12 protein-coding genes are annotated in these 13,075 nt (G+C 51.6%); 2 read left to right on the top strand and 10 right to left on the bottom strand.

Annotation, left to right across the window (positions count from 1 at the left end; translation table 11 throughout):
- The first annotated feature begins 40 nt into the window (after positions 1 to 40).
- Together BUB30_RS25270 and BUB30_RS25265 are read left to right on the top strand one after the other, a co-directional pair.
- Positions 41 to 1,327 (top strand): sensor histidine kinase, encoded by a 1,287-nt coding sequence (locus BUB30_RS25270; RefSeq protein WP_073141161.1) that lies wholly within the window; start codon positions 41 to 43, stop codon positions 1,325 to 1,327.
- A 51-nt stretch (positions 1,328 to 1,378) separates the two neighbouring features.
- Positions 1,379 to 2,032, top strand: coding sequence for a hypothetical protein (locus tag BUB30_RS25265; RefSeq protein ID WP_073139995.1), 654 nt, complete (start codon positions 1,379 to 1,381; stop codon positions 2,030 to 2,032).
- 263 nt (positions 2,033 to 2,295) lie between these two features.
- Here the strand turns inward: BUB30_RS25265 and BUB30_RS25260 are convergent, their stop codons facing one another.
- From BUB30_RS25260 to cyoE, 10 genes are all read right to left on the bottom strand, one after another.
- The gene (locus BUB30_RS25260; protein WP_073139992.1) at positions 2,296 to 4,653 is read right to left on the bottom strand and encodes an ABC transporter permease; all 2,358 of its coding nucleotides are present in this window, start codon (positions 4,651 to 4,653) and stop codon (positions 2,296 to 2,298) included.
- A 72-nt stretch (positions 4,654 to 4,725) separates the two neighbouring features.
- Positions 4,726 to 8,406, bottom strand: coding sequence for a sensor histidine kinase (locus BUB30_RS25255; RefSeq protein ID WP_073139989.1), 3,681 nt, complete (start codon positions 8,404 to 8,406; stop codon positions 4,726 to 4,728).
- Positions 8,407 to 8,443: 37 nt separating this feature from the next.
- Positions 8,444 to 8,830: a hypothetical protein gene (locus BUB30_RS25250; protein WP_073139986.1), complete on the bottom strand. Its 387-nt coding sequence runs from the start codon at positions 8,828 to 8,830 to the stop codon at positions 8,444 to 8,446.
- Positions 8,790 to 9,047 (bottom strand): hypothetical protein, encoded by a 258-nt coding sequence (locus BUB30_RS25245; protein ID WP_073139984.1) that lies wholly within the window; start codon positions 9,045 to 9,047, stop codon positions 8,790 to 8,792. The genes BUB30_RS25250 and BUB30_RS25245 overlap by 41 nt, the downstream gene beginning before the upstream one ends.
- 25 nt (positions 9,048 to 9,072) lie before the next feature.
- A complete protein-coding gene (locus BUB30_RS25240) occupies positions 9,073 to 9,612 on the bottom strand; it encodes a DUF420 domain-containing protein (RefSeq protein WP_073139981.1) in 540 nt (179 codons plus the stop codon).
- A gap of 1 nt (position 9,613) precedes the next feature.
- Positions 9,614 to 10,099: a hypothetical protein gene (locus tag BUB30_RS25235; RefSeq protein ID WP_143165081.1), complete on the bottom strand. Its 486-nt coding sequence runs from the start codon at positions 10,097 to 10,099 to the stop codon at positions 9,614 to 9,616.
- Positions 10,100 to 10,217: 118 nt separating this feature from the next.
- Positions 10,218 to 10,544 carry a cytochrome C oxidase subunit IV family protein gene (locus tag BUB30_RS25230; protein WP_073139976.1) on the bottom strand — a complete coding sequence of 109 codons (327 nt, stop codon included), beginning with the start codon at positions 10,542 to 10,544 and terminating at the stop codon, positions 10,218 to 10,220.
- Between the two features lie 43 nt (positions 10,545 to 10,587).
- Positions 10,588 to 11,331, bottom strand: coding sequence for a cytochrome c oxidase subunit 3 (locus BUB30_RS25225; protein ID WP_073139974.1), 744 nt, complete (start codon positions 11,329 to 11,331; stop codon positions 10,588 to 10,590).
- An 88-nt stretch (positions 11,332 to 11,419) separates the two neighbouring features.
- Positions 11,420 to 12,001, bottom strand: coding sequence for a cytochrome c oxidase subunit 3 (locus BUB30_RS25220; protein ID WP_073139971.1), 582 nt, complete (start codon positions 11,999 to 12,001; stop codon positions 11,420 to 11,422).
- A 177-nt stretch (positions 12,002 to 12,178) separates the two neighbouring features.
- The gene (cyoE, locus tag BUB30_RS25215; protein ID WP_073139968.1) at positions 12,179 to 13,075 is read right to left on the bottom strand and encodes a heme o synthase; all 897 of its coding nucleotides are present in this window, start codon (positions 13,073 to 13,075) and stop codon (positions 12,179 to 12,181) included.

Below are 13,075 nucleotides of genomic sequence, written 5' to 3'. Positions count from 1 at the left end.
AACCCGAGTCATCCTGCGGGTAATCTTGTTGGGCCTCACCATGGCTTTGTTTATGTACATGGTCACGCGGCCCAATATGCTCTTTGCCGCGTTGCTAACGGGGATCATTATTGTTCTCCAGCTCACGGAGATCTTTCGCTTTGTGAGTCAAACCAACCGGAAGCTTACACGCTTCCTGGAGTCGGTGAAATATTCCGATTTCATTTCCGGGTTTGCGTCCGACAACAAACTGGGAAAATCCTTCAAAGATCTCAACATCGCTTTCAACGAAGTGCTCGAAGCTTTTCGCCGGGCGCGTTCTGAAAAAGAAGAGCACGGACAATATCTCAATACGGTGGTACAACAGGTCCGCACCGGTATTCTTTCGTTCGACACCGAAGGCAACGTGCAACTGGTCAATGCCAATGCCAAGAAGTTCCTGGGCATCACCAACATCAAAAACATCCATGAGCTCATCCACATCAATCCAAAGCTCTATCACTCCATCAACAGCGTGGAATCGGGCAAGAGCGAGCTGTACAAAGGCAGCAACGAGCTTTACCTCACCATTCAGTCCACCGAACTGCGCATCCGCGGCACGGATGTGAAGCTGGTGACGCTGCAAAACATCCAGCCTGAATTGCAACAACAAGAACTGGAGGCCTGGCAAAACCTCACGCGCGTGTTGCGGCATGAGATCATGAACTCCATCACGCCTATTTCCTCACTCACTTCCACCCTGCGCGAGATCCTGGATCATGATATGGAGAAGAAAGCCGATCATTATGAATTGCAACAAGAAGGAGCCGAAGATTTGCGCGAGGGCCTCAGCACCATCGAGAACAGGAGCCGTGGCCTGATTAAATTCATCGATGCCTACCGCGAATATACTTCGCTTCCCAAACCCAAGATGGCCACCGTTCGCCTCAAAGACCTTCTTGAACACGTGGCTCAATTGATGAAGACGGAGTTGAAGAAAACGCATATCAATTTTCACTATTCCTGCTCATCGGAATACCTCACCATCCAGGCCGACGTGGAAATGATCGAGCAAGTGCTGATCAACCTTTTGAAAAACGCCATCGAGGCGCTGGCCGAAACCGAAAAACCAGTGTTGGAAATGACGGGGTTCTATGATGAGAACGCCGTGATCATACAAATCCGCGACAACGGCTCGGGCATTATCAAGGAAGCGTTGGAGCATATTTTTGTGCCCTTCTACACCACGAAGCGGCAAGGCTCCGGCATCGGGTTGAGTCTCTCGCGACAGATCATGCAGATGCACAACGGTTCCATCACGGTTGTCTCCGAGCCTGACGTGGAGACGATTTTTACTTTGAGGTTTTAATCCCACTCAAGGCATCATCGTCATGACCGCTGACTGAAAGGCATACATACTATGGAATTTTTAATATTCAAGAAGTACACCGACAAGGAAAGCGCCGAAGCCCTGACCAATCCGCTCCAGGCGCATGGCATTGCCTTTCAAATCACACGGGACATCGAAAATCTTGACGTTCTTTACGGCACCAATCCAACGACGGAGTTTTACTATGTAAAAATCAAATCCGAGGATTTTCCAAAAGCGAATGCGCTCCTGCTGGACCTTGGCAACACCGATCTGAACACCGTCGACAAAACACACTATCTCTTTGAGTTTACCGATGAAGAGCTTTTCGACCTCCTGAGCAAGCCCGATGAATGGAACGCACTCGACTATCAACTCGCAAAAAAAATATTAAGAGAACGGGGAAGAGAAGTAAATGATGAAATTATTGAGTCGCTAAAAAAGCAACGCATCGTCGAACTTGCAAAGCCGGACGAAAGCAACCGGGTTTGGATTTTTATCGGTTATCTGGCGATCTTGTTCGGGGGACTTTTCGCCATCATTGTTGGGTGGCATTTGTTTACCTATAAAAAGACTTTACCCGATGGTCAAAGAGTTTATGAATACTCCGAAAAAGACAGGCGGCATGGCAAGCGTATTTTTTACCTGGGCATGATCGTATTTTACATTTCTATTATCATCCGACTGGCAACGTTAGACTGGTAGTCGATCCTGTCGTAAGTACGGCACGCATGCTGTATGTTTGGAGGACGTTCGGATTCTATTTTGCCTCGGGTGTATGGGGTGGTTTATTATGCGGTTCCTGGTGATATTGTTTGGCAAGACTGGTAGCATAGTCCCCGGGACGGGAGACTATGCTACGGCGGACGATCCCATCTTTAAAAGATTTCGGGGACTGCCAAAAGATCCCATCTCTAAAAAATCCCGGTCATCGCCAAAGCATAGTCTTCCGCCTCGGAGACTACGCTTTACTCATACCGCAAGCTCTTCACCGGATCACTCGCCGCTACTTTCACCGAGTGATAAGAGATCGTGACCAAGGATACCACCAGGCAAACCACCGCGGCCATGATCAACGTCAGGTAGCCCACGTCTACGTGGTAGGCATAGGTCTCCAACCATTGCGTCATGAAATACCAGCCGATGGGGCAGCCTACACCCGCGGCGAGCAGCACCAAGATGGTGAATTCTTTGCCCATCAAACGAACGAGACCCGGCATGGACGCACCCAGCGCTTTGCGAATGCCAAGCTCTTTGGTGCGGCGTTCGGCGGAGAAGGCGGAGAGTCCGAACAGGCCGAGGCATGAAATAAAAATCGACAGAATAGCCAGCGTGTTGAACACTTTGCCCCGTTGGGCTTCGGTTTTGTAGAAGTCTTCCCAGTTTTGGTTCAGGAAGGAATATTTGAAGGGATAACCCGGGGCATACTCTTTCCACAAGATCTCGGTCGACCGGAGGCCGGCTTCGGTTTCGCCGGGTTTCACGCGCACCAACAGGCAATAGGTCTCTTTCGGGTCCATGCGCAGGATGAGCGGATCTACGGCACTGTGGAGCGAGCCGAAGTTAAAGTCTTTCACCACGCCCACGATCTTGCCTTTGCGATCCCACATGGTGAGGTCCTGGTCGGCCACGCCGTTTTTAAAGCCGAATTTCTCGGCTGCTTTTTCGTTGACGATATAGTTGGAGGTGTCACTGATGCGTGAACGGTCGAAGGGCCGGCCCTCCTTCATGTTCATTTTCATGGCCTGGATAAATTCGAAGTCCACGTTGATGTTGCTGAAGAGGATCTTCTCGTTGGGATCCTTACCTTCCCACTCCACGCCTACCGTAGAGTTGCCGATGTCGATGGGGATCTGGCTGGCTGAGGTCACGCTTTCAATGCCGGGTTCCGCCAGCAGTCGCGTACGAAAAGTTTCCAGCTTGGGACGGACGTCGCCCTCCATCCACAGGTAGAACACATTTTCGCGGACGAACCCGATGTCGCGGTTTTCCATAAAATTCATTTGCCGAAACACCACGGTGGTGCTGATGATAAGAATGATCGACAGCGAAAACTGGACCACCACCAGGACCTTGCGGAAGATCGCCGCGCGGCTGCCGCTTTTCAGTTGGCCCTTCAGCACTTGCACCGGTTTGAATTCAGAGATGAACAGGGCAGGATAGCTACCCGCCACGAATGCGGTGAACACGATGATGATCCCAAAGATCATCAGCAACTGTGTATCCAGCAGGTTTAGGGTGAGCGCCTTGCCGGTGATCTCGTTGAAAATCGGTATGAGCAGCAACGCAAAGAGCAACGCAAGGACCGCGCTCACGCAGACCGTCACAAAGGACTCGCCCATAAATTGCCGGAACAACTGGCTGGGCACCGCCCCAATCACTTTGCGCAGCCCCACTTCCTTGGCACGCTTGGTGGCTTGCGCTGTGGACAGGTTCATAAAATTGATACAGGCAATGATGAGCACGAACACGGCCACCACAAAAAACATCTTCACCGAGTCGATGCGGCCGCCGGATTGCACGCCATTCTCGAAATCGCCATAGAGATAAGCTTCAGCTTGCGGCTGGATAAAAAGTTCTACGTTGCTTTTCTCCTGGTGTGCACCGATCTCGTTTTTAAACTTGGCAGCAAAATTCTCGCGATCCGTTCCTTCGCGCAACAGGAGGAAGGTGCGGATGTTGTTGTTGCCCCATTCGTGGAGCCAGGTATTGTCATCCCAGAACACTTCGAAGGGCAAGAGGTATTCAAACTGGATGGAGGAATTGCGGGGAAGATCTTTCAGAACGCCCGTGACGGTGAAGGAGCGCTTGGTATTCATCAGCAGCACTTTGCCTATGGGCTCCTGGTCGCCGAAATATTTTTTGGCCATCTTTTCCGTGATCACGACGGAGTTCTTGTCTTTTAACGCCGTGGCCATGTTGCCCTTCAGGAAAGGGAAGCTGAACATCTCCACAAAATCCTGGTCCACATAGCGGCCCATTTCATAGAACGTCTTGTCGTCCACCTGCATGAGGTTGTTGACCTCCCACGTGAACCGCGTGGCCTTTTCGATCTCGGGATACTTTTCTTTGATGAAGGGTGCCATGGGACCGGGTGTGGCGGCAAAGGTGTAGATGCGGCCGTCGGTATATTTTTGGTTTTCCATCACGCGATAGAGGCGGCTGGCGTTCGCGTGGAAATAGTCGTATTTCAGTTCATCGTTCACCCACAAAAAGATCAGCAGTGCGCTGCAGATCCCGAACGCCAGGCCCAGGATGTTGACGGTGGAGAACAACTTGTTCCGGAAGATGTTCCGGACGGCGATGAGAAGATAATTTTTGATCATGGCGGCGTGTTTTGTGAAAGACCAATGGCACCCTAATGGGTTGCATCAATTTACTGGTAAAACAACAATTGGTTACACCGCAGGAAGGGATTTTTCCGTCTCCCCTTGAGCGATTCCCCCGGATGGTGGTAAAAGAATAAAAAACGTGGTGCCCTCCCCCACTTTTGTTTCGAACCAGATCTTTCCCCGCATGTGTTCGATCGCCTGCTTAGCAATGGCCAACCCGAGCCCGGAGCCCGATTTCTTGGTGGTGAAATGCGACAGAAAAATGCGTTCAGCCACGGTGGGAGCGATACCCTTCCCGTTGTCCTGGAAGGCCAGCTGATAGCCCTCCGGTGTTTGGGTGAGGTTGATCCTTACTTGCAGGCTATATCCCGGCCGGGCGGCCTGAAATGCATTCAGGATGAGGTTGGAGAAGGTGCGTCCCAGCAATTGCTCGTCGCCCTGGACATAGGCCTCGCGCAGCGGGGTCTCGAATTGTACGTCTCCCGAAGAATGGTGAAGCACCACGGTACGCCGCACGAGCGACACCAGCTCCAGGCGTTGGATGACCGGCTGTGGCATCTTGGCAAACGTGCTGAACGACGACGCGATGTCGTTCAAGGTATCCACTTGTGTGAGCAACGTCGACACGGCTTTGCCGGTTTTCTCCGGTGTGTTGGTGCCCGACCCAATCCCGCGCTCCAGTTGCTGGAGCGTGAGTTTCATGGGGGTGAGCGGGTTCTTGATCTCGTGTGCCACCTGTTGGGCAATTTCGCGCCAGGCGGTTTCGCGCTGGGTCTGCTCCAGTTCCGCCTTGCTCTCGCTGAGCTTGAAAAGCATTTGGTTATACTCTTTCACCATCAGGCCGATCTCGTCGTCGGCTTTCCAGGTGAGCGGTTGGTTGGTTTTGGTAAGCGATGTGCGCTGCAGCGATTGCGTGATGAATTTCAACGGGAAGGTGAGCCAGCGGGAGACAAAATAAGAAAGCATCACCAACACGATGAAGATTAGCGAAAAGATATTGAGGATGTTGGCCACGAGGTTGATCTGCACCCGCTCCAGCGAGCTGGCCGATTGAAAGAACGGGATCCCCAGGATGCCGATGAGTTTCCCACTGAGCGGCGCCTTGAGGGGCGCATAGGAAACAAAATATTCCAGCTTGCCCACCCGTTCGGTCTCGATCACCACGCGGTTGCCTTCCTTGATCTTGCGCAAGGCGTCGGCGTTGATGTAGCGCGACATCAGGTTATTTTCAAAGATGAGCTCCTGGCTGGTGGCCAGCAACTCGCCCTTGGTGTTGAATACGTTGGCATCGAGGTTGGTCAATTGCGCCAGCTCCCGGAGCTGTTGGCCGAAGGTGCTCGCATTTTCGCTGTTGCCGTTCACATAGCGGTCCAGTTGCGCCGACAATTGGCTGCTCACGGTCTCGGCGCGCTCCTGGTATTCCTCCATGAGCTGGTTTTGGGTGGAGCGGTTGGTCAGGTTTAGGGTGCTCACGCTCACCAGGATCAGCGGAAGAAAGAACGCCATGTTCAACAGCAGCTGGATGCGCGCGGAAAAATAGATCTTCTCCCCCTGGACGTAGTTGGCGATGCCCAGCGACAGGAGTAACAGCAGAATGATCACCAATCCCAGCACCAGCAGAAACGAAAAGTTGGCCAGCGTGAGCATGACCGGCTGTTGCTGCGACGACACGACCGCGAGCCGGTTGTTTTGATATTCCTGCGCCACGTGTGTGAATCCATCGGCGCTGATGCTTTTGCGATAGAGGTCGGGATTGCCGAGCCAGTCGCGGTAGAAGGCGGCGTCGTAGTTGAATTTGCCCGAGCTGAAAAGGATGGTGGTGTCGGAGAATACGGCGTAGCTGATGTCTTGTGTATGATAGAATTGCTGCGTCCGGTTGTCCACGAGCAATTCGGGGTAAACGTTGTCGGGGATAAGTTTCTTCAGCGACAAGTCGAGCATGACATGGCCCAGCAGGGAGTTGGCCCGTTTGATGGGCACCAGCACGAGATATTTTTGGGTGACGTCTTTTGCCGGGCTGGTCACAAAGTACACGCGGTCGTAGTCCGTGCGAAAAGCATCCTGGTCATAGATGCCGATCACCTGCGACAGGGTCGAGGCCGACTGGTTGTCGAGCGGCTCCCCCCGGGAGTTGAACAGAAAGATCTCGACGTCGTATTTATTGAAATAGCTTGGCAGAAATACTTGCCGGATTTTTTGGCGGACGATGTCGCGGCTAAGAAAGGGAACATTGATGCGCGATTGAATAAAGGCGTCGTCCGCAATTTTCAGGGCGGTCTCGCGCAGGAGGTATTCGCCAAAGTAATCGCGGTCGACCAAAAAATTCTCGGCAAACTTGAATTGGCTGGCAATCTTTTCCTGGCGTGTAAAATAGTGAATGGCGTAGGCGCCGTTGGCTGACAGGAAAAAGATGGAGATGAACAGGTAAGAGAACGTGGCAAAGCCCAACCGGCGCAGGCTCACATACAATTTTAGAACATACACAATCAAGAAATAGCACGTTCCCAACACGAGCGATGAAAGGTAGGGTTGTTCCGTCGATGAATTTATGAGGGCGAAGATGGATGCCGAAAGGGTGAAAGCTCCCAATACCCGTAGTCTATTGCCATCGCCGATGAGCAGCCGTAGAAACGTGTGGCCAAAAAGAAATGAACAAGCGCCCGCCAACAATACGGCGAGGGTGGCCATGGACCGCAGTCTGTCAAACTGCAGCGACTGGGAAATGTCAATTACAATAGACGAATTGTTGTTGATCGTTTGAATGACCACGAACGGAAACAATGCCGCAAAAAGAACGCCTAACCCTGCCACGACCGAAAGCAACCACGCGATGACTTTTCGCTGGTACATGAAGTGATAGCTCTTGAACTTCTGATAATTGTTAAAAGCGAACACACACAACAGCAGCAACGCCAGCTCATTGATCAAAAGATCGCCCAGTGATGCGTTAAGCGTGGAGGAGGCAAACACTTTGGGATCGAAAAGACTGGAGGCGTATAACGCATCCGGAAAATTCAGCCGGATCATGACGAACCGCAGGCCGATCAAAAATCCGTACAGCAGCAGAAATGCTCCTTCCGCATAGGGCAAGCGTTCGAGTTGTACATAAAAAAGTGCCACAAAAAGCACGATCGAAATCGACAACAGCAGTATGGCGGCAGCCTTTACCGGATCACGCAACGGCACCTGTTCCTGGAAGTTGACGCGAAACGGGCATTGATCCTCCACGCAGATGCTGGTGCCGGAAGCCGCGCCGGGCTCTAGCAAAGTAATGTTGGCGGAGGGGAAGATCCGGAGATTCCACCACGGCTCCAGGTAGTTGTTGGTGATGCTGAACTTGCGATAGAGGGGAATGACCCCCACGAGAAATTTCGTGTCGTTCACTTTCCATTTCCGGGCCAGGTAATCGCCGTTGCCGCTGATGAGCATCTTCAGCGTAAAGGGCTCAGCCACCGAAGCTGGCGACGGCACGAAGCCGTTGTCGGTCCACGACACGAGTTGCTGGGCATCGAACACAAAAAATGCAAAGCGGCGGCCGCGTGGTGGCAAGGTGGATGACCGTTGAAGTTTGGGCAACAGCGTATCCACCTCTGTCTGCATGGTGGCGAGCTCCTGTTGCAGGTTCTTCACGATCGCGGCGTCGACGGATTGGGTGGATTCAAGGCGTTGGGAAAAATAGGCCGCCAGTCCTCCCAATGCGAACGTGATCAGGCAACTTCCTAACAGTATGAATGTCCGTAATTTCAATCGTCGACCAGGGTGATGATCGATAAAGGTAAGAAAACTACTTTGTTTGCGACAGGTGGCGATCGTATTTGATGCCGCCGAAAAGGTAGAGATACACGATGCGCGAGTAGCGGTAGTTCAAGGGGATGAGCAGCGCCATGCCTCCAATGCTGGCGCCGATGTAGTGCCACTCCGAAACATCACCCAGGGCATAGAGTACGAGGCTGACCATCGTGATGAAGGCAATGGTGAACCCATAGCCCACATACATCGCGCCCTGGTAGAAGCCCGGTTCCGGCTCCAGGCGAATGCCGCAATGGGGACAGGTGGCATTCATGACGTTAAACTTGCTAAGCTTTCGGATGGGGTATGCAAACATGGCACCCTGGCGGCAGTGGGGGCACTTACCTTGCAACAGGGCCGTGAGATAGTTCCTTTCTTGCATTCCGACTTGTTTTATACCAGAAATACCACAGCACCAGCACGGCCAGGTAGGGCATGGAAAGCAAATACAGGATGCCCGTGTTGATGCCGGCCGCGATGCCGGGTTTGCCGGCGGCGTAGTTATTCTCCAATGTTGACCGGCACATCGCGCACTGCGCCACCGACTGTGCCGTGGCGATGATCACAAATACGATGCTGAGGAATGCTGCCTTTTTCATATCGATCGCTTAAAGATAACCAATTTTATGCTGCGTAGTATGGGCTGATCATCAGGTAAACGATCACTCCCGTAACGGCCACATACAGCCAGATGGGGAATGTGATCTTGGCGAGCGCTCTATGCCGCACATAGTCTCCACGCCAGGCCCGCACAAATGTGAAAAGCACCAAGGGGATAACAGCGACCGACAACAAAATGTGCGTGATCAGGATAAAAAAGTAAATGTATTTCAAGGCACCCTCGCCGCCATAGGATGTAGGGTCGCTGGTCATGTGGTACAGGACGTACATCACCAGGAAAGCCGCCGAAAGCGCGATGTTCGTCTTCATCAGATTTTCGTGCAACTTCCGCTTGCCGTTTTTGATCGCGATCAATGCGCTCACCAGCAACACGGCGGTGACGCCGTTGATCGTGGCATAGATCGGGGGCAGAAAAGAAAGGTCGTAGCCCGGCACTTTCACGCCAAACAAAACCGCCACTACCAAGGGGATGGCAATCGACACCGCGATGATCAATTTCTTATAGGGCTCCTTCTGCTCCACGTTTACTACATTCGGTTCCATCTCAGTATTTCTTTAGTATAATCGTTATTTCAGTGATCAGTCGGTCGGCCTCGTCCAGGTCGGCGACAGTGTATTGTCCGCGGATCGCCCCTTTGCGATCTACCAGCACCTGATCGAAAGGCGGTTTCAGAAAGAAGACGCATTGCTTCCATTCTGGCTTGGAATCGACCAATTGAACCAGTACCACCGGATCGTTCGGAAACTTGCCCCCCACCCTTTTCAATTGGTTGATTGCTTCCGGACTCAGCTTGCCAAACGTGACCAACGCAAGGCTATCGTCTCCAAACGGGAGCTTTGTTCTCACGCTGTCGGCAATGCGATAGGGCAATGCTTTTACGGGCGCACAGCCTTGTGGTACTTCAGGAAAGGTTTCGGTGTACAAAGGTGGTACAGCAAACTCGTTCTTCCCAAAAAACCTTAGAAAAAGAAAGACCAGTATCGGCAGCAAGAGGGCAAGAAATAAAAAGAGTGCTTTAGTTTTTTTCATAATAGCATGCGAGAATACTTTCGTAACCTTTAGCCGGCGCATTGCTGGCTTGGGTCAAAAAAAAAGAGGCTTAAGTGCGCATACACTCAAGCCTCTGAAATGAGTTATGGTTAATTTCTTAACGGACGAGTGAAATCGCGATGCCTTCGTAAATAAAGGCTACCAGCATCCACACGATAAAGATCAGGGGGATGAGGATGGACCAGAACAACACTTTCACTTCATAGCGCAAGTGCATGAATTCTCCGACAATGTATGCGGCTTTCACAATGGTCATGGCGATGAAGATCGAAGTCTTCAACGGGCCGTGGTGCATGGTGAAGGCAATAAGGAATTCAAAGGCGGTGATGAGTCCCAAAATTCCGGCTACCGTCCACAGTTTTTTGATTTTCTCTTTATCGGGAGGAAGAACGGTTATGTGCGATTCGTTTTCAGCGTGTGCCATGTTTATATTTCTTTATGCGATGAATTCGATTGAATAAAACTAATTAAACCAGGTAGAAGAACGTGAACACGAACACCCAAACAAGGTCTACAAAGTGCCAGTACAGACCTACCTTCTCCACCATTTCATAGTGACCTCTTCTTTCGTAGAGACCGGTAACCGTGTTGAAGTAGATGAGGAAGTTCAAACACACCCCACTAAATACGTGGAAGCCGTGGAAGCCTGTGATGAAGAAGAAGAAGGCTGCAAAATCCGGAGGACCGTATTGGTTATGGGCCAGGTTGGCTCCGAAGAAGGTTGTTCCTTCTACTACGGCCTTGCCGGCGTGAGCGCCATGGATGAAGTGGGTCCATTCCCAAGCTTGGCAGCTCAAGAAAGCTATACCGCCCAGCAGGGTCCAGAGCATCCATTTCTCAACGGCCTTGCGGTCCATACGATGGCCCGCTTCTACGGCGAGCACCATTGTTACCGAACTCATGATGAGGATGAAGGTCATGATACCCACGAAAACCAAGGGAGCCGACCACCCTTCTATGAAAGGAACGGATTCGAATACCTTTTCAGGAATGGGCCAGTAGTTTTGTGAAAACGTGAATGCATCTACAGCGCCTTGGTAGGCTTTGTGCGAAGAACGCACCAGGCCATAGGTGATGAGCAATGCGGAGAAAGTAAAAGCATCGGACATTAAAAAGAACCACATCATGAGTTTGCCATAGCTGGCTCCCATCGGTGAGGATCCACCGTCCCATGTGCTCTCGCCGTGAGCTGCTGCTGCTGTACTTGCCATAGTATTAGTTAGTATACGTTAATAGGTTACGCGGTTAAATAAGGGTGTGTGGTGAGTGTGCGAATATCGTCAAAAAACCGCCTTTTTATTAGCGGTTCAATAATAGAAAAACAAACAAATATAGCCAAAGGGCATCCAAAAAATGCCAATAAGTGGTGCACATTTCCATCTGCGATATCCTTTTTGAGTGCACTTTATACTGGAATGTGGCCACCAGTACAATGAGCAGAAATACCACCCCGCTCACGATGTGCAGCCCGTGCATCCAGGAGATCACATACACAAATGACCCGGACGGATTTCCCACAAAATGCACGTTGTGCTGTACCATCTCCCCCCAGGCCAGGAACTGCCCGATCAAAAACGCCACCCCCAGCAGGCTGGTGATGCTGATGGCCAGCTTGGTCTGCTCCAGGTTATCCTTTTTGGCCGACAAATAGGCCCAATGCATGGTGCCGCTGCTGACCAGGATGATGGCCGAAGTGATCCAAAACAAACTCGGCAATTCGAACACCCTCCAGTTACCGTCGGCACGACGCACCAGGTAGGCGCTGGTCCAGGCCGCGAAAACCATGATCACGCTTCCCATGAACAGCCAAAGCCCAAATTTCTTAGGGTTCATCCCCAAGGGCTTCTGTGCTTCTTCAACGATCTTTATATCCAATGCCATACGCTTCATTCTTTATCAACCCTCGCCGCCCTTGTTGGTGTTCCTCACCAACAAGCTTCATTTCCAGTTCCTTTACTAATTTCCACCACCACCCTTGTTGGTGTCCCACCAACAAGATCTTTCCGATTCCCTTACACATTCCACGACAAACCTCTTCCTAATTATTCTCTCTCTACATCAGATCTTATCCAACACATACGCAATCTGCACGATCGGCAAATACAAGAACGATGCAAACATGATCTTCAGCGCCGACTTCCGGTCGCCCGATTTCATCAATGAAAATGTCAACGCAAAAAACGCCACGCCGCAAAGTGTTGCCACGATCGCGGAGTTGATGCCGGTGATGCCAAAGGTGGCCGGTAGCAATCCCATTGGGATGAGGAACATGGTGTAGATCATGATCTGCACGGCGGTGTTCAAATCCTTTTGTCCCCCGGAGGGAAGCAATTTGAAGCCGGCTTTTTTATAGTCTTCGTCGGCTACCCAGGCAATGGCCCAGAAGTGGGGGAACTGCCAGATGAATTGGATGCCGAAAATGATCAATGCTTCGTGCGAGATCACGCCGGTAGCAGCCGTCCAGCCTAACAGTGGCGGAAGGGCTCCGGGTATGGCTCCCACAAATACCGCTACGGGACCAACTCGTTTCAACGGGGTGTAGACAAATCCATACAGGATCATCGACAACACCGACAAGCCGGTGGTCAGGGGGTTGGTGAATTTCCAAAGGATGTTTACGCTCGCCACGGTACAGATAGCCGCCACCAGGATGGCTTCATTCACTGATACCCGGTGCGTGGGCAATGGGCGGTTCATGGTGCGGCCCATCAACACGTCCAGATCTTTTTCAATGATCTGATTGATGATGCCCGAGGCGCCCGACAGGAGGAATCCGCCGAGGAACAGCATGGTGAACGTGAGCCAGTTGATCTCGCGTGAGGCCAGCACAAATCCAAATGCGCAGGAGAAAGCCACCAGGAAAGAGAGCCGGAATTTCAACAATTCCCAGTACGCTTTCGCTTTCGCGATAACGAAGTTGATTCCGGTGAGTTGATCGATTTGTCCGACTATCAT

Source organism: Chryseolinea serpens (genome assembly GCF_900129725.1).
GTDB classification, from domain to species: Bacteria; Bacteroidota; Bacteroidia; order Cytophagales; family Cyclobacteriaceae; genus Chryseolinea; species Chryseolinea serpens.
Note: the sequence above shows the minus strand (reverse complement) of the source record. Positions and strands in the feature narration are given on the sequence as shown.

Coding starts and splice junctions, on each gene's coding strand:
- BUB30_RS25270 (WP_073141161.1), top strand. CDS start 41: ATGGCTTTGTTTATGTACATGGTCACGCGGCCCAATATGCTCTTTGCC.
- BUB30_RS25265 (WP_073139995.1), top strand. CDS start 1,379: ATGGAATTTTTAATATTCAAGAAGTACACCGACAAGGAAAGCGCCGAA.
- BUB30_RS25260 (WP_073139992.1), bottom strand. CDS start 4,653: ATGATCAAAAATTATCTTCTCATCGCCGTCCGGAACATCTTCCGGAAC.
- BUB30_RS25250 (WP_073139986.1), bottom strand. CDS start 8,830: ATGCAAGAAAGGAACTATCTCACGGCCCTGTTGCAAGGTAAGTGCCCC.
- BUB30_RS25245 (WP_073139984.1), bottom strand. CDS start 9,047: ATGAAAAAGGCAGCATTCCTCAGCATCGTATTTGTGATCATCGCCACG.
- BUB30_RS25240 (WP_073139981.1), bottom strand. CDS start 9,612: ATGGAACCGAATGTAGTAAACGTGGAGCAGAAGGAGCCCTATAAGAAA.
- BUB30_RS25235 (WP_143165081.1), bottom strand. CDS start 10,099: ATGAAAAAAACTAAAGCACTCTTTTTATTTCTTGCCCTCTTGCTGCCG.
- BUB30_RS25230 (WP_073139976.1), bottom strand. CDS start 10,544: ATGGCACACGCTGAAAACGAATCGCACATAACCGTTCTTCCTCCCGAT.
- BUB30_RS25225 (WP_073139974.1), bottom strand. CDS start 11,331: ATGGCAAGTACAGCAGCAGCAGCTCACGGCGAGAGCACATGGGACGGT.
- BUB30_RS25220 (WP_073139971.1), bottom strand. CDS start 12,001: ATGGCATTGGATATAAAGATCGTTGAAGAAGCACAGAAGCCCTTGGGG.
- cyoE (WP_073139968.1), bottom strand. CDS start 13,075: ATGATAGTCGGACAAATCGATCAACTCACCGGAATCAACTTCGTTATC.